The sequence below is a fragment of the Methylococcus sp. S1M genome (assembly GCF_051295855.1).
GTDB lineage: Bacteria > Pseudomonadota > Gammaproteobacteria > Methylococcales > Methylococcaceae > Methylococcus > Methylococcus capsulatus.
On record NZ_JBPDXO010000001.1, the window covers coordinates 555427 to 576200 of the forward strand.

Genomic DNA, 20774 nt, shown 5'->3' on the forward strand with positions numbered 1-20774 from the left:
ATCGCTGGACACTCGCAGATCGTGCCGGCCCGATGACCCGACCGTCCGATCACAGGCCGCGCCTTCCCGTCGCCCTTACTCACGCTGCATGAATAAGCCCGCGTTTGCCGCTTTATTGCTGTCACTTTTGGCGCCAGCCGCTTCCGCCGTCGATCTGCTCGGCGTATTCGATCTCGCACTGCAATACGATCCCCGTCTGCATGCGGCGCAGGCCCAGCGCGACGCGGCGCTCGAGAACAAGCCGCAGGCCGTGGCCCGGCTGCTGCCGACGGTGTCCGCCACCACCGGACTGACCCGACAGATGGTCCAGACCGGTGACTCGCCCATCCTGGTGTTCAACGCCAAAAAGAACGTCGGTTTCTGGCTGGCGACCGGCATCGTGCAGCTGGTGCAGCCTATCTACCAGCACGACCTGTGGGTGCGGCTGGCCCAGGCCGACAATGCGGTGGCCGAAGCCGAAGCCCTCTACGCGGCGGAACTGCAGAGCGTGATGCTACGGGTGACCCAGACCTATTTCGAGGTCCTGTACAAGGAAGCGTCGCTGGACTTCGCCAGGGCCGAACTGGAGTCGATCAATCGGGAGCTGGAGCAGGCCAATGCCCGCTTCGAGGTCGGCCTGTCGGCGGTGACCGACGTGAACGAGGCGCAGGCGGCGGCGGACAGGGCGCGGGCGGGCGTCATCATCGCCGAAAACGAGCTGAACAACGCCCGGGAGTATCTGCGCCAGATCGTGGGTGACGATCCGGGCGAGCTGGAACCGCTGAAGCTCGAAGTGCCGTTGGAAGATCCAATGCCGGACGACATCGAGCGCTGGAACGACACCGCCCAGCAGAGTGCGCTGACCATCATCGCCGCGACCAACCGGGCAGACCGGGCCAAACAGGAAATCGAGGTGCAGTTCGCCGGGCACTATCCTTCGATCAACCTGATCGCCGATGCCCAGTTCTATGACAATGACCGGCCGCCCCGCCCCAACCGCTACCAGCAGCAGGACGTGGGCATGCAGATCAACGTGCCGCTGTTCGCGGGCGGCGGGGTCAATTCCCGGGTCCGGCAGGCGCGCTTCGGCTTCGAAGCCGCCATCCAGCAGCTGGACCAGGAGCGCCGCGCGGTACGCACCAGGGTGAAGAATGCCTATCGGGCCATCCGCTCCGCCATCGGCCAGGCCAAGGCCTTCAAAACCGCGATCAAATCGTCGGAAAGCGCACTGGAGGCCGCCATCGCCGGCATGGAGGTCGGCACCCGCACCATGACGGACGTGCTGTTCGTACAGCGCCAGTATTACCAGAACAAACGCGACTTCGCCCTGGCCCTGCGCGACTACATCGTCAACAGCGTCGCGCTGAAGGAAGCCGCCAGCGTCATGCAGCGCGAGGACCTGGACCGGATCAACGGCTGGCTACAGGCCCCGCCCGCAGCGCCGGCGAAGGACGGGACCGGAGCCGCGCCCATGCAACCGGGATCCGGGCCGGTCCGCAAGGCCGGCCGAGGCGCCCCGGCGCCAAGCGCTCCGAATCTTCACCGCTGAACAGACCTTCCGTAATGAATCGTGGCCGGACACGCGCCGCTCTAATCCCCGGCGGCGAAACCGGCCGGCAGCGGCCGCACCCGATGCACGCCTGGCCACAATACCGCCAGCGAACGGCCCGCGACCTCCGCCGGACCACTGCTCCAGAACAGTTCCACACCCGGCGCCATCCGCCGTGTCAGCAGCCCATCGGCTTCGAGACGACGCCTGAGATGGCGCGCCACCGCAGAACCGGTTTCGACGATATGCACGTCGGGCCCGGCGACGTCGGCGATGAGGCCGGCCAGGAAGGGATAGTGGGTGCAGCCCAACACCAGGGTATCGGCCCCGCGTTCCAACGCCGGCTCGGTGTAACGGCGGACGAGGTCGCGCGTCGCCGGACTTCCCAGGTCTCCACGCTCCACCTGCTCGACCCAGCCGGGACACGCCTGGGCGATCACTTCCACCTTTTCGGTGGTACGTCCCACCAGGTCGCGGAACTTGGCGCTCTTCAAAGTACCCTCGGTCGCCAGCACGCCGACGACGAGCGATTTCGACAACGCGACCGCAGGCTTGAGACCGGGCTCCATGCCGATGACGGGGACGCGGAATTCCGCACGCATGACCGTAATCGCCGCCGCCGTGGCGGTGTTGCAGGCCACGACGATGGCTTTCGCGCCGCGGCTCAACAGAAAACGTCCGACCGTCAGCGCCCGCTGCTCGATGTATTCCGCGGGCTTGTTGCCGTAGGGCAAATGGCCCGAATCGGCGACATACAGCAAGTTCTCATGCGGAAGGACGGCACGTATTTCCCGCAGGACGGAGAGTCCGCCCACGCCCGAGTCGAAGACACCGATGGGATGCTCGTTGCCGGTCAAGCCTGGGACACGCTTCACAGTCAGGCCGATGGCAGGCGCGTCTCGTCGTTCCAGTCGCGCCACAGTGAAATGAGAATGGCCATCACGGTCGGTCCGATGAACAGGCCGACGAACCCCATGGCCTCGACGCCGCCGAAGATGCCCAGCAGGGTGGGCAGGAAGGGAATGTTGGCGGCACCGCCGATCAGCGTCGGACGCACGTAGTTGTCCGCGATGAGGGTGATGATGAAGCCATACACCACTAGCACGATGCCGGCCACGGCGTGGCCTTGCACGATCAGGTAGATCGAGGCGGCGCCGAACACCAGCTTGGCGGCGAAAGGCACCAACGCGACGACCGCCGTCAGCGTGCCGAGCAGGACCGGCTGGCTCAGACCGACCGCCCAGTAGCCGAGGCCCAGCACGACCCCCTTGCCAATCCCGACCAACAGCATGCCGTTGACCGTACCACGCACCGCGGTGACGGCGTGCCGTGCATAGCGGGCGCCGGCGGAACCGAACAGCCTCACGGAACGGTCGAGGATCTGCCGCCCCAGCCCGTGTCCGTCGCGGAATATGAAAAACAGCGCGAGCAGCGTGACGAAGCCGGACATGAAGCGGTGCAACACCTGCGCCGCCAGATCGCGGGTATAGCTGAACACCGTACCCATCCCCAGCGCGTTGAGCGCATTCTTGATCGTTTCCGGGTTGCCGAAAGTCTCGCTCCAGGTTTCCTTTATCCAACCTCCGACCCAGGGTAACTGAATCAGCCAGTCCGGCGCACCGATGCCGGAACTCTGCACCTTGATCAGCAGCCGGTGGAGCATCTGCACCTCATGGCCGAGCACCAAGACACCGAAGGTCGCAGGTACCATCAGCAAGACCATCATCAGCAGGGTCATGGCCAGCGGCAGCCAGCCCCCGCGCATCCAGCAAGGCGCCCTCTGGTATACATGCTCGTACCACGGCCAGACGGTAAAAGCCAGCACCACCGCCCAGGCGATGGGCATGATGAAACCGTGAAGCACCCAAAAGCCCGCCGCCAGGAGCAGCAGCACCGCCAGACTGGCCGGTTTGATGATCGTCAGGAAATGGGAAGCACTCATCGTGGTCAGATTTATTATGTATTGTCATCGACCGTCCATGATCGTCCGCAGGCCGTGCACCAGGCGGCCTACTCCTTCCTCCGCGGTCGTGGGTCCGAGCGCGCCGTGGGCGAGCCGGCGGCAACATCCGCCATCGAGGCCGAAGACGGTTCCGGGGATCACCGCCGCGCCGAATTCGCGGTTCGGCCGTCCGGCCAGAGCCGAGGCATCGCCGCCCCCTTCGACACGGACGAGGACGTGGAAAGCGCCTCGGGCATCCCGCACATGGCAGCATTCCCCCGGTCCGGACGCGCGTCGGGCACGATAAGCAGCACCCGGGCAGTCGCCGCCGGCTTTTCCCGGCAGTGGGCCGAGTCGGTTTCCAAGACCCCGACCGCCGCGTGTCGGCAAACCAGCGGCGCGCGGATCAGGTTGGTGTCCCGAACCTCGAGCGCGGCCATTTCTCTGGTTGAAACAGCAGGAACTCGGCAGGATGATCTCGTCGCCCGCATCGGCGATGGCAAACGGCGCGTTCAGAAATCCCGTGTCGGCGCCCGCCGTCACCAGTACCGGCCGGCCGACGAGGGAAATGCCGTTCTCCCGTTCGAGCTTTCCGGCATCAGCCCCCCAAACCCGGAAGCCCTTCCGCCGGATCATAGCGGCGCTGTTGCGGCCTCTCGCCGAATGCCTGCATCCGCTCCAGCACCCGCTGCGGCGGCACCTGCGAGGCCACGTCCTGCCCCGCCGAAACGAGCCCGGGTGCGCACGGATCTTCGCGGCGATGACCGGAACGATCGGCGCCTGCACCGCAGGTCCCCGCCCGCTTACGGGTTTTCGTCATGGAACGGCCGTCGAACCGAAAAAACCTTCCCATTTTAGCGCCCCGCGGCATATTTACGCTCACGCCGTGAGCCACTGACGTCTCCCCACGCCTTGCCGGCACGCCACTCCGCCGGCGATACGACGTGACAAAGCCAAGCGAAATGGTCAGAATTATCCGATGATTATCGACACTTTGATCACCGCGCGCTGGATCATCCCGGTCGAGCCCGACGGGGTGACGCTCGAACACCATGCCCTGGCCATCGACCGCGGCCGCATCACCGACCTCCTCCCCACCACCGAAGCGCTGGTCAGATACCAGCCGCGGCGGATCGAACGGCTGGAGCACCACGCCCTGATCCCCGGCCTGGTCAACGCCCACACCCATGCCGCCATGACGCTGCTGCGCGGCGTCGCCGACGACCTGCCGCTGATGCAATGGCTGCAGGAACACATCTGGCCGCTGGAGCAGAAATGGATCGGCGAAGCGTTCGTCCGCGACGGCGTGCAGCTGGCCATGGCGGAAATGATCCGGGGCGGCGTCACCTGCTTCAACGACATGTACTTCTTTCCCGAAGTGGTGGCGCGCGAAGCGGTGCGGGCCGGCATGCGGGCGGCGGTGGGCATGATCGTGGTGGACTTCCCCACCGCCTGGGCCACCGACGCGGATGACTATCTCCGCAAAGGCCTGGCCCTCCGCGACGACTACCGCCACGAACCGCTGATCGCCACGGTATTCGCACCGCACGCACCCTACACCGTGAGCGACGAGCCGCTGGTCCGCATCCGCACCTGGTCGGAAGAGCTGGACTGCCCCGTGCACATCCATCTCCACGAGACCGCCGACGAAATCCACCGGAGCGGACGGCAGTACGGCATGCGTCCGCTCAAACGCCTGGACCAGCTCGGCCTGGTCGGACCGCACCTGATCGGCGTTCACATGACACAACTGGAAGACGGCGAGATCGCACGCCTGGCCGAAACCGGCGCCAGCGTAGTGCACTGCCCCGAATCCAACCTGAAGCTGGCCAGCGGCTTCTGCCCCGCCGTCAAGCTGCTGGCGGCGGGCGTCAACGTCGCGCTCGGCACCGATGGCGCGGCCAGCAACAACGACCTGGACCTGCTCGGTGAAACCCGCACCGCGGCCCTGCTGGCCAAGGCGGTAGCCAACGACGCCGCCGCCCTCCCCGCCCACCAGGCGCTGCGGATGGCGACCCTGAACGGCGCGGCGGCCTTGGGACTGGGAGCGGAAACCGGCTCGCTTGTAGTCGGCAAATCCGCCGACGTGGTCGCCATCGGGCTGGAGCACATCGAATCGCTGCCGATCTACAACCCGGTGTCCGACCTGGTCTACGCGGCTGGCCGCCAGCAGGTCACCGACGTCTGGGTGGCAGGGCGTCAACTGCTGAAAAAGCGCGAGCTGCTGACGCTGGATGCCACGGAAATCCGCGAAAAGACCCTGATCTGGCGCGACAAACTGATCCATCATTCCTGACCGGTCGAGATCCATGGCAACCGACAACGTCCACATCGGCGAAATCGAGAAATTCGGCTCCCACGCCCACCGCTGGTGGGACCCGGACGGCGAACTGAAGACCCTGCACGCCGTCAATCCCCTGCGGATGCAGTTCATCCAGGCGCACACTTCACTGGCCGGCCGCAAGGCGGTCGACGTGGGATGCGGCGGCGGCATCCTCACCGAAGCGCTCGCCAAGGCTGGCGCCGACGCCTTGGGCATCGACCTCAGCGAAGACCTTCTGGGTACCGCAGAAGAACACTGCCGGGAATCCGGCCTGACCGTGGCCTACCGGCAGATTAGCGCCGAAGCGCTGGCGGACTCGCAGCCCGGTGAATTCGACGTGGTGACCTGCATGGAAATGCTGGAGCACGTGCCGGACCCGGCGTCGGTCGTCGCCGCCTGCACGCGGTTGGCCAAACCCGGCGGCACCGTGTTCTTTTCGACCCTGAACCGCAGCCTCAAGGCCTATCTCCTGGCCATCGTCGGCGCGGAGTACCTGCTGCGCATGATCCCCCGCGGTACCCATGACTTCGCCAGCTTCATCCGTCCCTCCGAGCTCAGCCGCTGGGCGCGCGACGGTGGCCTCGACCTCGCCGGCATGGAAGGCATCGGCTACAACCCCATCACCGGCCAGTTCCACTTGACGTCCGACATCGGCGTCAATTACCTGGCCGCGTTCCGCAAACCCGCCGCAGCCGGATGAGCCCTGCAAACCCTGCACTCCACGGCCGCACCGTCTTGATCACCGGCGCCGGGGGCGATCTCGGCGCCGTCGCCGCCGAGGCCTGTGCCGGTGCCGGCGCCACGGTGATCCTCCTGGGCCGTACCCTCGGACGGCTGGAAGCCACTTACGACCGCATCGTCCGGCACGGCGGCTCCGAACCACTCCTGGCGCCGCTGGACCTGGCCACCGCCACGCTCGAAGAATTGTCGGCCATCGCCGGCTCGATCGAATCCCGGCTCGGCGCATTGCATGGGCTGATCCATTGCGCCGCGCACATGGATTACCTGGGCCCTTTGCGGGATGTCGGCGACGCCCAGTGGCGCGATACGCTCGACGTCAACCTGACCGGCGCGTTCCGCCTGACACGGACTCTGTTGCCCCTGCTGACGCGCTCGGAAGCCGCCGCCGCGGTCTTCGTCAGTGACAGCGAAGCCGAGCGGCGGCGCAGCTACTGGGGACCCTATGCCGTCGCCAAGGCCGGACTGGAAGCCTTCGCCCGGATTCTCGCGGATGAATATGAAAGCGCCGGCACGCTCAGGGTCAACCTGCTCACGCCCGGCGCGATCCGCACCCGCCTGCGGCGCAAGGCATTTCCCACGGAAACCGCGCCGGAACCCGGGGCGCTCGCCGCCCGTTTCGTCGACCTGATGCGCAGCGACAGCCCCTACGCCAACGGCGAACGGATTGCCGCCGCGGTCACCCCATCCGTCATCGAGGAGGAAATTCAGCATGTACGGACGTGAAGACATCGTCCTGCGGCGGGATGTCAATGCTGTCCAGATTCCCGACGGCACCCCTTGTGTGCTGCCGCAAGGCCAGGTCGTCAGCCTGTTCCAATCCCTGGGCGGCAACTTCACGGTCACCACCGAGCGCGGCTACATGGCCCGGATCGCCGGCGCCGATGCCGACGCGCTGGGCAAGGAACCGCCCGTCATGCCCGGCATCAGCCCCGACGCGGATGCCGAGTCGGTGGAAAAGAACGTATGGGAAGTCCTGCGTACCGTGTACGACCCGGAGATTCCGGTCAACATCGTCGATCTCGGGCTGGTCTATGCCTGCCGCGTCATCCCGGACGGCGCGGACGGCTTCAAGGTCGAAATCGTCATGACCCTCACCGCGCCCGGCTGCGGCATGGGGCCCGTGTTGCAAAGCGACGTGGAATACCTGGTGAAGAACCTCCCCGCCGTGACCGCCGTCGAAGTCAGCGTCGTGTTCGACCCGCCCTGGGGCCGCGACATGATGTCCGAAGCCGCGAAGCTGCAGCTTGGGATGCTGTGAGCGTTCAGCGCACTCCGGACGGGCTTGCCTTTCCTCCCCCTGTAAGGACTGCGCCCTGGCAGGAAAAGCGCTGGAACAAGGGACAGCCGTTCTCCGGGCAGAATCCAAGGGAACGTCCGCCACGGCGACCCCCTTATGCTGACGGCGGGTGAAACTGTCCCATCGATGCCACGAACGGGGGCGCAAATCTCGTACCGATTCACCGGTCCGAAAGCGACGAAACCGTCTCGTACGCCCACAGCAGCCCCAATACCACGAGCGCCACCCAGATGCCCATGATCACGAAGCCGGCGGCCCGGCTCACCGGGCGGACGGTCGCCGCCATCTCCGCCGCCTTGGCCCGGCATTCCGCCAGCACCAGCGGCGGTATGAGCCTGAGGGCCAGCAGGATGCCCAAAGGGATCAGCACCAGGTCGTCCAGATAGCCGAGGACGGGAACGAAGTCCGGGATCAGGTCGATCGGGCTGAAGGCATAGGCTACGATACCCGCGACCAGCAGCTTCGCGTACCACGGAGTCGCCGGATGGCGCGCGGCCAGAAAGAGCGCAAGGGTTTCCGCCTTGAGACGGCGGGCTCGGGATTTGAGGCTGGCCAACATGGATGAGAACCGCGCTAAGAGACTTTCCGCAGCCCGGGTAATGCCTCGAGCAAAGTCCGGGTGTAGGGGTGCTGTGGCCGCAGCAACACCTGTTCGGTCGGCCCGGTTTCGACGATCCGGCCGCTGCACATGACGGCAACCCGGTGGGCGATATCGGCAACGACGCCGAGGTCGTGAGTGATGAACAGAAAACCGAGCTTCTCCCTCTTCTGCAGATCCTTGAGCAAGCCCAGGATCTGCACCTGGACCGAAACGTCCAGCGCGCTGGTCGGCTCATCGCAAACGATGAGGCGCGGCTCGACCGCCAGCGCTCTGGCAATGCAGATGCGCTGGCGCTGGCCGCCGGAAAATTCGTGGGGATAGCGCAGCCGGCTTTCCGGGCTCAAACCGACCGATTCCAGCAGGAACTCCATCCGCTTGCGGCGCTGAACGGCACTCATTTCCGGCATCACTGCCTTCATTCCTTCTTCGATGATGTCGCCCACGATCATGCGCGGATTCATCGCGGCATGCGGATCCTGGAACACGATCTGCATGGCCCGACACAGCGCCCGGCGCTGCCCGCCGCGGGCGGCGGTGACGTCGGCGCCGTCGAATGTCACCCGGCCGCCGGAGGACTCGATCAGGTTGAGGATGCCCTTGCCCAGCGTGGTCTTGCCGCAACCGGATTCGCCCACCAGGGCCAGAGTTTCCCCCGCCCACAGGCTGAAGGACACGCCGTCCACCGCCCGCACATGATCGACCACACGCCGGAACAGACCCTTCCGGACCGGGTAGTGCACCTTGAAATCGCTGACCTCCAGCAAGGGACGTCCCGCTTGCGCCACCGGCTCGCGCCCGATGCAATCGCTCAGCCTGGGCAGGGCATCGAGCAACTGGCGGCTGTAAGGATGACTGGGCTGTCTGAAGAATTCGTCCCGGCGGGCCTCTTCGACGATCAGGCCGTTGCGCATCACTGCGATGCGGTCTGCCAGGTCGTGGACGATGCCGAGATCGTGGGTGATCAGCCACAGCGCCATGCCGGTCTCCCGCTGCAGGCGCTTGAGCAGCCCGAGGATCTGCGCCTGTACCGTGACGTCCAGCGCCGTGGTCGGTTCGTCGGCGATCAGAAGGTCCGGCTCGCCCGCCAGGGCGATGGCGATCATCACGCGCTGGCGCATGCCGCCGGAAAGCTGGTGCGGATATTCGGTGAAATGCCGTTCGGGCCGGGGCAGACCGACCAGCCCCAGCAATTCGATCACCCGTGCCTCGAGCGCACCACCGTTGAGCCGTTTGTGCAGCCGCAACACTTCGCCGACCTGCTGGCCTATGCTCATGACCGGATTGAGCGAGCTCTGCGGGTCCTGGAAGACGATGCCGATGCGCCGGCCCCGGATCGAGCTCATCGACACCTCGGGCAGGGCGAACAGATTACGACCCCTGAGGATCACCTTGCCGTCGATGATCCTGCCGTTCTGCGGCAGCAGGCGCAGCACCGAGAGCGCCGTTACCGACTTGCCGGAACCGGATTCGCCGACCAGGGCAAAGGTTTCACCCCGATCGATGGTGAAGGACACACCGCCGACGGCCTTGGTCATCTGCCCGCCCTGGACGAAGCCCGCCTTGAGATTCTCGACCTGCAGCAAGGGACCGCTCATCGCGCTTCTTCCAGAAAGTCGGCGATGGCGGCCAGATCGGCGTATTCGATCACCGCGTCGGCGACGGCCCGCAGGGCCGGCTTTGGGCGGTAACCGACACCCAATCCCGCGACACCGAGGAGTTTGGCGTCGTTGGCGCCATCGCCCAGGCCAATGGAGTTTTGCGGAACGAGCCCCAGCTGCCCGCACAGAGCGAGCAGAAAGCCGGCCTTCTCCGCCCCGCCGCAGATCGGCCCTTCGATGCGCCCGGTCAAGAAGCCGCCGCGCGATTCCAGCCGGTTGGCGAGGGCGAAGTCCAGCCCGAGCCTGTCCTTCAGCCGGTCGACGAAGAAATCGAAGCCGCCCGATACCAGGCCGATGCGGACTCCATGCCGGCGGCAGGCGGCGACCAGCGACTCCGCTCCGGGGTTGAGCACGACCTTTTCGGCGTAGACCGCTTGGAGCACCGAGACGGGCAGCCCCCTCAGCAGGGCAACCCGGCGCTGCAGGGCCTGGACGAAATCCAGTTTGCCGTTCATCGCCGCCTCGGTGATCGCCATCACAGCCTGGCGCTGGCCGGCGCGGTCGGCGAGCTCGTCGATGCACTCGATGGCGATCAGGGTGGAATCCATGTCGGTGACCAGCAAGCCCACGGCAGCGCCGACGAAGCCTGGCGGCAGCGGATTGATGTCCAGGCGCAGCGAGCGCCGCAGCACCTCGACGGTTTCGCGTTCGGCCGGCCGCTCATGCCGGAGCAGCCAGTGGCCACCCCGCGGCTCGAGACGGCCGGGAATCGCTGCCAGGATGCTTGCCGCGTCGGCATCGGCAAGGCGCGCAGTATGGATCAGGGTTCGGTACACCGAGAGGCTCCTTCAGTCGGCACGGCGCGGATCGAAGGCGTCGCGCACCGCGTCGGCGAACAGATTGGCCGCCAGCACCAGGGCGAACATGAAAACGAAGGCCGCCGTGAGAGACCACCACACCGGCGGCTCGCGGGCCATTTCCAGGCGGGCGCTGTTGATCATGTTGCCCCAGGAATCGGTGGTCGGATCGACGCCGATATTGACGTAGGACAGGACGGCCTCGGCCAGCACCAGCGAGCTGAAATCGAGCGCCACCGAGATCAACACGATGTGGAACACATTGGGCAGGATGTGACGCAGGAGGATCGTCCCCTGCCGCACCCCCAGCGCGCGCGCGGCCTGGACGTATTCCATCTCGCGCAGCTTCAGGGTCTCTGCGCGCAACAGCCGGCACAGCCCGGTCCAGCTCGTGATGCCAAGGATCAGGCATAGAAACAGCAGACGCAGGTCGGCGCGCAGGGCCAAGCTGGCGAATTCCTCCTCGTGCTTGGCCATGTAAACCTGGGTAAGCAGGATCACCGCCGCGATCAGCAAGACGCCAGGAATCGAGTTCAGAGTGGTATAGAGGTACTGGATCAGGTCGTCGACCCAGCCGCGGAAATAACCGGCGAGAATGCCGAGGAGCAGCGACAGCGGCAGGGTCACGAAGGTGGTGAGAGTACCGATCAGGATGCCGGTGCGAATACTCTTGAGCGCCTGGTAGAGCACGTCCTCACCCACCTTGTCGGTACCGAACACGTGGTATTTGAGTGCCAGCTCCCCCAAGACCCCACCGACGATGCACAGCACGACGACGGTGCCCAGGATGGCGCGCCAGGGAACCTCGCTCTGGCCCGACAGCACCTCGCCACCCACGAGGGACACCGGCAGTTCCCGCACTCTGGCGATCAAGAACACCGTCCCGAAGCAGAGAATCACGCCCAGGCCCAGACCTCCGGCCGCCCCCTTGAAACCGGTCCGCAGCACGTCCCGCAGCCAGCCCCGCGCCGGGTCCTTCAAATGAGCGCCGCCGAACTCGAGGCGGGGATAATCCCAGCGGCTACTGCCGTCAGCCAGACGCAGGGTTTCCCTGGCATAGCCCTGTACCGCCAGCGGTGCCGAATAGGTCTTCTCCACCCGCGTCCGCAATGGCGTCAAAAACCAGTCCAGTACGCTGACCGGCTCGGTCTTGTACCGGACGCCGCCCTCGCCGTCCGGCGGCAGGAAATGGATCGAATCGAGCACGGCGATGAAGAGATAGGCCAGCAGGATCACCGCCGAAACCATCGCGCTGCGGCTGCGGGCGACTTTGCGCCAGGGCCGGCGCAGGTGTTCATGCCGGCGGCTGTGCCAGATCAGTCCGCCCAGCATGGCGAGCAGCAGCAGAAACAGGGCGTCGGTCCAGAACAGAGTCAGCATCAGTTCAGACGCACGCGCGGATCGGCAAGGGTATAGGAGATATCGGTCAGCACCAATCCCAGGATATAGAGCGCCGACCCCAGGAACACCATGGCGCGCACGATGGCGAAATCCTGCTGGGCGATGGCGTCGATGGTGTAGCTGCCCAAGCCCGGAATGGCGAAGAACGATTCGGTGATGAGGCTGCCGATGAACAGCGAAGGCAGGATGACCACCACACCGGTGAGGATAGGTATCAGCGCGTTGCGCAACACGTGAGTGAACAGCGCCCGGGTTTCCGAGAGCCCCTTGGCGCGGGCAGTCCGGACGTAGTCGCGCTCGACCTCTTCCAGGAACAGCGTCCGGTACCAGCGCACGCCGGAACCGGTGCCCGCCACGACGCTGATGATCACCGGCAGGATCAGGAACTTCACGGCGTTCCAGCCGCCGTCATAGCCGGAAATCGGCACCAGCAACAGAAGCTTTCCCATGAGGTACTGGCCGCCAATGATGTAGAACAGCGAGGAAATCGACAGCAGTGCCACGCATAACGCGACGCCCCAGAATTCCAGGTAAGTCAGGCGGAAGAACACCAGTCCCACCGCCAGGGTGATGTGGACCAGCAGCCCGAAGATCAGAGCAGGCACGGCGAAAGCCAGCGAAGGCCAGGCCCGCTGGGCGATGTCCGCCCCGATGTCGCGCCCGCTGTCTGAGCGTCCGAAGCGGAACAGGAACAGTCCCACCGATTTCTGAAAAAAAATGGTTTCGGTCAGTTTGGCGGTACCTTCGGCCCCGGCGTTCCAGAGCTTGGGCAGGTCATAGCCGCGTTCGTGCTTCCACAGATCGATCGCCTCCTGAGTCACGTGCTTCTGACCCAGGTGCATGCGCGCCATGTCATCGGGACTGTTGACCACAAAGAACAGCACGAAGGTGAGAACGTTGACACCGAGCAGGAGCGGCAGTGCGTACAACGCGCGGCGGATGAGATAGGCCGTCATAAAGCCGCGGCCCTCAGCCTGTGACGGTAGCTGCGATAGGCCGGAACGACGGCCGCGAGCAGCAGCGCCAACCCCGCCAGCAGTGGCCACCAGACCGGCCGGTTCCACTCGGCGCGACGAGCCGCGCGCTGCCGCGCGTCGATCTTCAGGTACTTGAGTTTGTTGTTGGCCATCAGGTTGGGCTTGAGGTTACCGTACCAGGCATGATGCAACGAGAAACCCTTGGGATGCAGCCCGAAAATCCAAGGGGCATCGTGCCGGACCTTTTCCTGCAGGGCATCGATCACCGCCAGACGCTCCGGACCGTCGTCCAGGTTGCGCATCCGCTCGAACAAGCGGTCGAATTCTTCGCTCACATAGTTCGAGGTATTCTCGCCGCCATTCGGTACCTTGGCATTGCGCCCGTACAGCAGAAAGAAGAAATTCTCCGGATCGGGATAATCGGCATTCCAGCCCCACTGGTAGATCTGGGCATTACCGGCCGCCATCTTTTGCTGGAACTGGTTGTAGTCGGTGGCACGAAACACCAGTTGGACGCCGAGCTTCTCCAATTGCTTGCGGTACCAGGCCAGCAGTGGCTTGTCGTCCGCCCCATGGGTCGAAAGATCGAGGTACAGCACCAGCGGCTTACCGGTCACGGCATCGACGCCGTTGGGGTAACCTGCCTCCGCGAGCAGACGGCGGGCGGTTTCGATGCTTTTGCGCCGGGGCGCCCCGTCCACCCAATCGTAGACATAAGGATTGATCCCCTTCTCCCCTTCCCGGTAGCCGTAGATGCCCGGAGGCAGCACGCCTTGCGCCGGCACCCCCCGGCCGTTCATGAAGATGGCGATGAATTCCTCGTAATCCATGGCGATGCTGAGCGCCTGGCGCAGCTTGCAGTGCGCTTCGTCCAGCCCGCCGACCACCGGGTCGCGCAGGTTGAATCCGAGGTAGTAATCCGATGCCGCGACCGAGGTCTCCAGCCGGATGCCCTTCTCCAGCATTTCCGGTGTCAGCTCCGGACTGCCCGAGCTGCCGACCTGCACCGCCTGGTCGAAATTGTCCGAAGCAATGCCGGAATAATCGTAATAACCTTGCAGGAATTTGTTCCAATAAGGGATCGTTTCCTTTTCCAGAACCATGACCACCCGGTCCACCAACGGCAGCAGCCTACCCGCGTCGGCCAGCAGACCGGCCGGCGCGTCTTCGGGATCGCCCTCGGCCGGGTAGCGGTCCTCGTGAAAGTACGGATTACGCTCCAGCACCATGCGGCGATTGGGGTTGTTCTCCGCCAGCATATAGGGCCCCGAGCCCACCGGATACCAGTCCAGCGTGATGTTTTTCTCGATCAACCCCGGCTGGGCATAAAACGCATCGGCTTCCCAGGGCATGGGGGCAAAAAAGCTCATCGCCAGCCAGAAGCGGAACTGTGGATACTTGCCGTTCAGACGGATGACCAGCCGGTGCGGGTCGGGAACCTGGACGCCCTCCAGGGCATACCTCCGCAGATCGAAGAATTGCCCCTTGGGAGCCGCGAAATAATCCCGCTCCAGGGTATCGCCCAACGCCTTGAAGCCGACGATGTGCTCCTTCATCAGCTCAGCGATCGGCGAATGCAGCGCCGGATGCAGCAGGCGTTTGATCTGGTAGGCGTAATCCTCCGCCGTCAGTTCGCGGGTGCCGGTTTCGGAGAAATCCGCCAGGGTTTGGATGCGGGCCAGCTGCTCGGGGCCCAGATGATGATAAAGATACTCGCCTCCCACACCGCGGGCGAAAGCCGGATGCGGCTGGAAGCGGATGCCGCGTTTCAGACGGAAGTCATACTCGCTGTAGGCGATGGCCGAATCCGGCGTACCGGGCGGCAGGACCCGGCCGCCGGCATCGAGATAGCGGATCTCCGGAAGTGCCTCGGCGGTCGCCGGCTCCAGGACATAGGGGCGCTTGAGGTAGTGATACTGCAGCAGCGGCTCGTAGATCTGGCCGAGGATGAGGCTCTCGTCGGAACTGTAGGCGCGGGCCGGATCGAGGTGCTTGGGGCGTTCGGAAAACGAGGAATACAGGATGTTGCGCTCGGCATCGGCCGCAGGGTAAGGACTGTTGAGCGGTCCCTCGCAGCCCGCCAGCCCCAGGGCCGCGAACAGCGTCAGGTAAAGCCCGAGTTGGTTCGATCCGGTACTCACTAATCCGAGCCCATGAAAAAGGTGGGCAATTATACGCGAACCCTGCGGACACGATAGCGCTGGACAGCCCTTGGACCCTTGGCAGATACTCTGCGCCTTTTCCCCAAGACCCCATCCCGAAGGAGCATCCCATGGGCTTCATGCAAGACAAGCGCGTACTCATCGTCGGCGTAGCCAGCAACCGTTCGATCGCCTGGGGCATCGCCGAAGCGATGAAGGCGCAAGGCGCGGAAATCGCTTTCACCTACCAGAACGAGAAGCTCAAGGAACGCGTGGAAAAACTGGCCGCCGAATGCGGCTCCTCCATCGTCCTGCCCTGCGACGTCTCCAATGACGCCGAAATCGATCAGGTGTTCGCCGATCTGGGCAAGCACTGGGACGGGCTCGACTGCATCGTCCATTCGGTGGCCTTCGCCCCCCGCGAAGCCCTGGAAGGCTCCTACATCGACTCGGTCACCCGCGAGAACTTCCGCATCGCCCACGACATCAGCTCCTACAGCTTCGCCGCCCTGGCCAAGGCCGGCCGGACGATGATGGCCGGCCGCAACGGCTCCCTGCTCACCCTGTCCTATCTGGGAGCAGAACGCGCCGTCCCCAACTACAACGTGATGGGCGTCGCCAAGGCCAGCCTGGAAGCCAACGTCCGCTACCTCGCCTATTCGCTGGGACCGGAAGGTACCCGGGTGAACGCCGTCTCCGCCGGCGCCATCCGGACGCTGGCCGCCTCAGGCATCGCCAACTTCAGGGAAATGCTGGCGAAGGCCGAACAGGCCTCGCCGCTGCGGAAGAACGTCACCATCGAAGAAGTCGGCAACGCCGCCGCCTTCCTCTGCTCGGACCTCGCCTCCGGCATCACCGGCGAAATCCTCTACGTGGATGCCGGCTACAACTTCGTTGGCTTGTCGAGTTTTTGAGCCCGGCGGTGGAGCCGCAAATCGGCTCCACCGAATCCACCATCCCGTTGCATGTCTACTCTTGCAGGGAACCCGGACGAACGTCCGCTCGTGGGGACTCCGAACCGGCTCATTTTCCGGCAACCACCGCTGCAGTCTCTCCTCACTGGAGTCGCCACATGTTCGACGTTCGCCACCGAACGCCGCGACTTCCTGATCAGCGATTGGGGCAACCGGATTTCTGAGCCGGTGCCTGAATCTGCGTAGTGAGCACACTGCCCTCTTGCCCGTCACGCGTCGAGAGAACTCGGCAGACCCGGCGGAATGAATCCCTTGAAGGGTTGGTGGGCCCCAGACAGCCTGGAAACTTCGCATTTGCCCCGATGTAGGATTAATCCGAAACCGGAACGCCCCGAAACTTCTTGAGGTTCCACTCAGCCAAGCTCCCCAAGCCAATACCCTTCAGCGAACCATCCACCACGCTTTTCATGGGGCCACGGTCCACAATATTGGACTCCAAAAACAAAAGATTGACATATTGCCACAAACGATACAGACAGCAATATTAAATCCTTGCCTATTGGTCCTTCTATAGGACGCCTATTCCGCCATCAAAGAGCAGTACAGAAATAGATGGATAAGCGCGTTACAATACGAATAATGCCATGCCCAATGAAATAAGTTACTTGAGAATCAGTTTGCTGGAAACGCGGCGACTGGCGCCTGCAATCACGCCATCCCCTGAGGTCAGAATGTAAGTCATACTATCGCCGTTGGGGCTGACATAGATTTTGTAGACGCTGCCTGAATTATAGGTAACAGTGCCGTGACAATCCTCACCAATGACATAGGTCGCGGTATCGCCAGCACTCACACGCCCCAGACTATCGGTATAATTGTTGACTACGTTACCGGCGCCGTTATAGGACTCCATCCCGCTTTCGGCATACGGCTCACCCGCATAATACCCTTGACTGGAATACGTATATGTGCCTTTGAGTGTTTTGATGGAGCAATACTCCTTGCTGGCTATTTCGAAAGAAGCGCCAAAGCCCAGCATGGAAACACATACACATAACATCAACTTGGTTTTCATAATTTATCCCCCTGACGGAGCTTTATTAGTATCGTCATCCGGATTTCTCCACCACCGGTCACCAACGATCCCGTAAATCGGGATAAAGACTCTATCCCGCCCCGAGTTACAGGACTGCAGTCCATTGCTATTTGCCCAGCGTTTACCGATGAGCGCACATATCAAGGGCGGACTCCAGACGTGAAGGTCCCTGAAAGCAGGACCGATTGCGTTACCGGCTTCCCCGTGTAGTTGATGGCAACGACGTCCATCTTCTTGGGCGTCTTGTCACCTTTCGTGATCTTCGCGTCACAATACGTATTGGGATTGATATCCGGATTGTGTTGCGTATTGCAGGATGCCTGAAATTGTCCGCCGAACGTCAGCGAATAGTTGAGCGGCTTGCCAGACGTGATGATGGCTTTCGGCCAGGTAACATGGACGGTCACCCCGTCCGGCATCAGCTCGCCAGTCACCTTGGCACCATTCGGCCAGAATACCGCATCGGGATCAGGCCCGTTTTTCGGTGGTTGAGCGATCGAAACACCGACCCGCGGCATATTCACATAGTCGAGTCCCATGTATACCACGTCGCGCGCAAGTGGCGCCCCGGCCCATACGGCCGATACGTTCACATTGTTGCAAAAACCGGAAACACTGAAATACGGGCTCGAATTATCGATACAATACTGCAGATCCTTTGCATTGAGGTCTGAGGTCACCGGAGGTGCGCCGGTATGCTTCTTTCCTGTCGGAAAACCCCACAGAGTAGTCCAGTCCGTCACCTTCGAACCGCTGTAAATATCGATGATACCGGTCTTCTTTTCCGGCGCCATGCTCAGCTTCAGTTCGTCGCCAAACTTATCCTTCGCCACGATTTCGCACGGCAGATAGCCTTTCGCAGTGTCGTACACCAAGGGGAGCGTCTGGGCCCCCGGACCCCGGATCGGGACCTGATGGCCGCAAGTCGTCAGGCTGACCCAGTTATTGGCCTGCGGAACATCGGCTTTCTTCAGGGCGATCTGATCGTACAGTCGCGCTTCACCGGCGGACCAGCCCGTGTCCACGTCGAAGTTCAGAACACTGATCGCCTGTTCACTGACCGCATCGACGTTGAGCGCCTGCGCAGGGAAAACGTCCGCGGGCTTGTTGAGGAAAACACGGTCGATCAAATCCTGATAGGTGTGGTTCTTACCCTTGCTGTTCTCTTTTTCCTGGGCCGCCAGAGCCTCCAGATCGGTCTTCGTGGTCAGCGGATTGGTCAGCTGCCACGTACCGTTGGCGTCGTGTCCGAGCACGGCCAGCTTATCGCCCTCCCTGAGCAGGAACGGACGCTTGCCGTGGCTTTCGGCGACCTGCTCCAGCTTGGCCCTTATGGCCTCGATGCTGGTACCGGTATTCAGCCAAGCCAGGCTGAACTGATCCCGGTTGTATCCCCAGGTCACCGTGTATTGCTGGTAAGGATCGTAAGGGCGTTTGTTCTCCAGCGCGGTAACGCCGCCGGCATCGACGGTGAAGCCGGACGCCGCATCACGGAAGTTGCCGTATTTGTCGTCGATCGAGAAGGAGTACGACACCGAACCCAAGCCGTCTTTGCCGCTGTCGTGCACCAACCTGGTATAGGGATTGAGGTTGAACTGGCTGTCGTACGGCGCGGCGAAGGTCAGAAACGGATCGAACTGCCACTGTTGTATGTCCGCCTTGGGTACGCTGGGATGGTTAGGATCGTATGGATCATTGGTCTCAAAGGCGACGCCGCGCAGAAGCGCCTGCACGCGCCCCGGGAGGTCTCCTCCCAGCACTTTCGAATCATAGCCTACGATTTGCTGGATGATACAGAAATTCTTGGCATTCTCATCCGTCGGGTATGGCGCTTTCGGGAACCCGCACTTCTCCCAGACCTTCGCTTGATTTGGATTAAATCCATCGACGGGATCATTGGTAAAATGATCCCATACGACCTTCACACTTTCCTGGAATTTCTCGCAAAAATACTGATGCCTGAAAGTGCAGTCCTGAACGGCCTTCTTGCTGTCGTACTTGCAGACATGATCCGGCCACTTCAGCTGCTCCAGATTGGTCTTATCCGCGCAAAACCCTGGATTATCCCTCTGTTTCACCCAATACATCCAACGGTCGATATAGGGCTGCACCAGCGGATTACCAGGCTTTTTCATTTTCTCGTCATACCGCACGCCGGTAATCAGAGTCCCCTTGTCAGTGACATAGTTGGTCCCCGTGTAGTAATTCGTCGAAGGACCACGTGTCAGGGTCATATCGATACTATTATAACCACCAGGAAAGTGCGGAATTATAGTGTTACCGGCGTTCTTTCCCAATTCCTTGGGCAGCAGATCGCTGAAGGTATTTATTTCTTTATTTTGGGAATTGAAATACTGACTCGTGTAAGCAGCGAATACGGGCCAGACATTTTTCCTTCCACCGCGGCCGTCCGGATCGGTAAGGAAGCCGTCTATCCGCTTTTTGAATTGAGCCAGGTCGTTGACTCCATTCGCGTTGACGGTAGCGGCGGAGCCGCCCATGTAGCCCGTAGCGCCATGATTGGCGACGGAGCCGGCCACGGGAATATACAATTCGTCGACCATGGACACATCGATGTCCGCCATCGGATCGCCGGTATCCATGTTTTGATCCGTGGGATTGTCCGCATCGAAGGTGAATTCGGCCAACTGCGCCGGCGCATCCACGGAATAGCTGGCACCGGACACACCTGTCATGCAGTTTCCCTTGACTGCCTCACTTTCTACGGTATTGTCCCCCTTGTAACAATCGACAACTTCCGACGGATGCGCCGGATCGTCAAATTTGGTGATGACTTTTGTCTGCAAAGGGTCCAATTTGACTATATTGGCCTCGTACGTTTTTAGAGCCACTGGAAAAATATAGACACGGCCGCTCTGATACCAGCAATTCTTGTCGACCGTCTTCCCGCCGACATTCACCTGTTTTTGGTCACGCGGAATCCAGACGGTTATTTTCTTGCCCGCAGGCAACCCTTCTGTCTTCACGTCATAGTTGATGATGATCCGCCTGTCCCCAGTGGCCGCGGCGCCGTCGCAGATGTCTGCCGGGACCTGGATGACAGGATAGACAGTAAATGGAAAATCGTTCTGGAACGTGATATAGCGATTGTACTTGTCGTCCGCCTTCTTGGCTTCCGCCGGCGGAACCGCCAGCGACAGCAGGCACAAGGCGGGGACCGCCAAACGCAGATAGCTCATTGGCTGCTTCATTGTTCTCATCTCCTCAATAGACAGTGCGTCGTAAAACTGACCGACTCCACTGCTCTTTACCTTCCGTATCCTGCCCCTTTCGGGCTCCCTATTCTGTAGGCACGCACCCCGACACTTTTTTGGCACCATGGGTCGTGATTAGTTCC

At 62.7% G+C, this 20774-nt stretch carries 18 protein-coding genes; 6 read left to right on the top strand and 12 right to left on the bottom strand.

Annotated features, from left to right (window positions below; genetic code table 11):
- The first annotated feature begins 88 nt into the window (after positions 1-88).
- Positions 89-1528, top strand: coding sequence for a TolC family outer membrane protein (locus tag ACSHWJ_RS02485; protein WP_432539242.1), 1440 nt, complete (start codon positions 89-91; stop codon positions 1526-1528).
- Between the two features lie 41 nt (positions 1529-1569).
- Here the strand turns inward: ACSHWJ_RS02485 and murI are convergent, their stop codons facing one another.
- The 4 genes from murI to ACSHWJ_RS02505 form a co-directional block, all read right to left on the bottom strand.
- Complete coding sequence (gene murI, locus ACSHWJ_RS02490; protein WP_256993200.1) at positions 1570-2403, bottom strand: glutamate racemase; 834 nt, start codon at positions 2401-2403, stop codon at positions 1570-1572.
- Positions 2404-2405: 2 nt separating this feature from the next.
- Positions 2406-3470: an AI-2E family transporter gene (locus ACSHWJ_RS02495; RefSeq protein WP_017365850.1), complete on the bottom strand. Its 1065-nt coding sequence runs from the start codon at positions 3468-3470 to the stop codon at positions 2406-2408.
- A gap of 24 nt (positions 3471-3494) precedes the next feature.
- On the bottom strand, positions 3495-3734 hold the full coding sequence (locus ACSHWJ_RS02500) for a hypothetical protein (RefSeq protein ID WP_143708487.1): 240 nt from the start codon (positions 3732-3734) through the stop codon (positions 3495-3497).
- Positions 3735-4068: 334 nt separating this feature from the next.
- Positions 4069-4290, bottom strand: a complete 222-nt coding sequence (locus ACSHWJ_RS02505) for a hypothetical protein (protein ID WP_143708486.1) — start codon at positions 4288-4290, stop codon at positions 4069-4071.
- A gap of 159 nt (positions 4291-4449) precedes the next feature.
- On the opposite strand from ACSHWJ_RS02505, the gene ACSHWJ_RS02510 reads away from it, so the two are divergent.
- The 4 genes from ACSHWJ_RS02510 to sufT are packed head-to-tail and all read left to right on the top strand — an operon-like array spanning position 4450 to position 7792.
- Positions 4450-5766 (top strand): TRZ/ATZ family hydrolase, encoded by a 1317-nt coding sequence (locus ACSHWJ_RS02510; RefSeq protein ID WP_010960556.1) that lies wholly within the window; start codon positions 4450-4452, stop codon positions 5764-5766.
- Positions 5767-5779: 13 nt separating this feature from the next.
- Positions 5780-6493, top strand: a complete 714-nt coding sequence (ubiG, locus tag ACSHWJ_RS02515) for a bifunctional 2-polyprenyl-6-hydroxyphenol methylase/3-demethylubiquinol 3-O-methyltransferase UbiG (protein ID WP_010960555.1) — start codon at positions 5780-5782, stop codon at positions 6491-6493.
- On the top strand, positions 6490-7257 hold the full coding sequence (locus ACSHWJ_RS02520) for an SDR family NAD(P)-dependent oxidoreductase (RefSeq protein WP_010960554.1): 768 nt from the start codon (positions 6490-6492) through the stop codon (positions 7255-7257). Before ubiG ends, ACSHWJ_RS02520 begins: the two co-directional genes overlap by 4 nt.
- On the top strand, positions 7244-7792 hold the full coding sequence (sufT, locus tag ACSHWJ_RS02525) for a putative Fe-S cluster assembly protein SufT (RefSeq protein WP_017365847.1): 549 nt from the start codon (positions 7244-7246) through the stop codon (positions 7790-7792). The genes ACSHWJ_RS02520 and sufT overlap by 14 nt, the downstream gene beginning before the upstream one ends.
- 199 nt (positions 7793-7991) lie before the next feature.
- Here sufT and ACSHWJ_RS02530 read toward each other — a convergent pair whose 3' ends face one another.
- From ACSHWJ_RS02530 to ACSHWJ_RS02555, 6 genes are read right to left on the bottom strand one after another with little or no spacing between them, the layout of a single operon-like run.
- Positions 7992-8390, bottom strand: a complete 399-nt coding sequence (locus tag ACSHWJ_RS02530) for a YkvA family protein (RefSeq protein ID WP_010960552.1) — start codon at positions 8388-8390, stop codon at positions 7992-7994.
- A gap of 14 nt (positions 8391-8404) precedes the next feature.
- Positions 8405-10027: an ABC transporter ATP-binding protein gene (locus ACSHWJ_RS02535; protein WP_432539243.1), complete on the bottom strand. Its 1623-nt coding sequence runs from the start codon at positions 10025-10027 to the stop codon at positions 8405-8407.
- Complete coding sequence (serB, locus tag ACSHWJ_RS02540) at positions 10024-10866, bottom strand: phosphoserine phosphatase SerB (protein WP_432539244.1); 843 nt, start codon at positions 10864-10866, stop codon at positions 10024-10026. The genes ACSHWJ_RS02535 and serB overlap by 4 nt, the downstream gene beginning before the upstream one ends.
- Positions 10867-10878: 12 nt before the next feature.
- A complete protein-coding gene (locus ACSHWJ_RS02545) occupies positions 10879-12267 on the bottom strand; it encodes an ABC transporter permease (protein WP_432539245.1) in 1389 nt (462 codons plus the stop codon).
- Positions 12267-13244 (bottom strand): ABC transporter permease, encoded by a 978-nt coding sequence (locus ACSHWJ_RS02550; RefSeq protein ID WP_017365842.1) that lies wholly within the window; start codon positions 13242-13244, stop codon positions 12267-12269. Before ACSHWJ_RS02550 ends, ACSHWJ_RS02545 begins: the two co-directional genes overlap by 1 nt.
- Positions 13241-15406: an ABC transporter substrate-binding protein gene (locus tag ACSHWJ_RS02555; RefSeq protein ID WP_010960547.1), complete on the bottom strand. Its 2166-nt coding sequence runs from the start codon at positions 15404-15406 to the stop codon at positions 13241-13243. The genes ACSHWJ_RS02550 and ACSHWJ_RS02555 overlap by 4 nt, the downstream gene beginning before the upstream one ends.
- A gap of 131 nt (positions 15407-15537) precedes the next feature.
- Here ACSHWJ_RS02555 and ACSHWJ_RS02560 point away from each other — a divergent pair, with 131 nt between their 5' ends.
- Entirely contained in the window at positions 15538-16320 is a 783-nt protein-coding gene (locus ACSHWJ_RS02560; protein WP_218797630.1) for an enoyl-ACP reductase FabI, read from the top strand.
- A gap of 661 nt (positions 16321-16981) precedes the next feature.
- Here ACSHWJ_RS02560 and ACSHWJ_RS02565 read toward each other — a convergent pair.
- Positions 16982-17395 carry a hypothetical protein gene (locus ACSHWJ_RS02565; RefSeq protein WP_010960545.1) on the bottom strand — a complete coding sequence of 138 codons (414 nt, stop codon included), beginning with the start codon at positions 17393-17395 and terminating at the stop codon, positions 16982-16984.
- A gap of 161 nt (positions 17396-17556) precedes the next feature.
- Positions 17557-20616, bottom strand: coding sequence for a hypothetical protein (locus tag ACSHWJ_RS02570; protein WP_432539246.1), 3060 nt, complete (start codon positions 20614-20616; stop codon positions 17557-17559).
- Positions 20617-20774: the final 158 nt, after the last annotated feature.

Coding starts and splice junctions, on each gene's coding strand:
- ACSHWJ_RS02495 (WP_017365850.1), bottom strand. CDS start 3,470: ATGAGTGCTTCCCATTTCCTGACGATCATCAAACCGGCCAGTCTGGCG.
- ACSHWJ_RS02520 (WP_010960554.1), top strand. CDS start 6,490: ATGAGCCCTGCAAACCCTGCACTCCACGGCCGCACCGTCTTGATCACC.
- ACSHWJ_RS02565 (WP_010960545.1), bottom strand. CDS start 17,395: ATGAAAACCAAGTTGATGTTATGTGTATGTGTTTCCATGCTGGGCTTT.
- ACSHWJ_RS02550 (WP_017365842.1), bottom strand. CDS start 13,244: ATGACGGCCTATCTCATCCGCCGCGCGTTGTACGCACTGCCGCTCCTG.
- ACSHWJ_RS02560 (WP_218797630.1), top strand. CDS start 15,538: ATGGGCTTCATGCAAGACAAGCGCGTACTCATCGTCGGCGTAGCCAGC.
- sufT (WP_017365847.1), top strand. CDS start 7,244: ATGTACGGACGTGAAGACATCGTCCTGCGGCGGGATGTCAATGCTGTC.
- ACSHWJ_RS02510 (WP_010960556.1), top strand. CDS start 4,450: ATGATTATCGACACTTTGATCACCGCGCGCTGGATCATCCCGGTCGAG.
- ACSHWJ_RS02535 (WP_432539243.1), bottom strand. CDS start 10,027: ATGAGCGGTCCCTTGCTGCAGGTCGAGAATCTCAAGGCGGGCTTCGTC.
- ACSHWJ_RS02545 (WP_432539245.1), bottom strand. CDS start 12,267: ATGCTGACTCTGTTCTGGACCGACGCCCTGTTTCTGCTGCTGCTCGCC.
- ACSHWJ_RS02530 (WP_010960552.1), bottom strand. CDS start 8,390: ATGTTGGCCAGCCTCAAATCCCGAGCCCGCCGTCTCAAGGCGGAAACC.
- ACSHWJ_RS02485 (WP_432539242.1), top strand. CDS start 89: ATGAATAAGCCCGCGTTTGCCGCTTTATTGCTGTCACTTTTGGCGCCA.
- ubiG (WP_010960555.1), top strand. CDS start 5,780: ATGGCAACCGACAACGTCCACATCGGCGAAATCGAGAAATTCGGCTCC.
- ACSHWJ_RS02570 (WP_432539246.1), bottom strand. CDS start 20,616: ATGAGCTATCTGCGTTTGGCGGTCCCCGCCTTGTGCCTGCTGTCGCTG.
- ACSHWJ_RS02505 (WP_143708486.1), bottom strand. CDS start 4,290: ATGACGAAAACCCGTAAGCGGGCGGGGACCTGCGGTGCAGGCGCCGAT.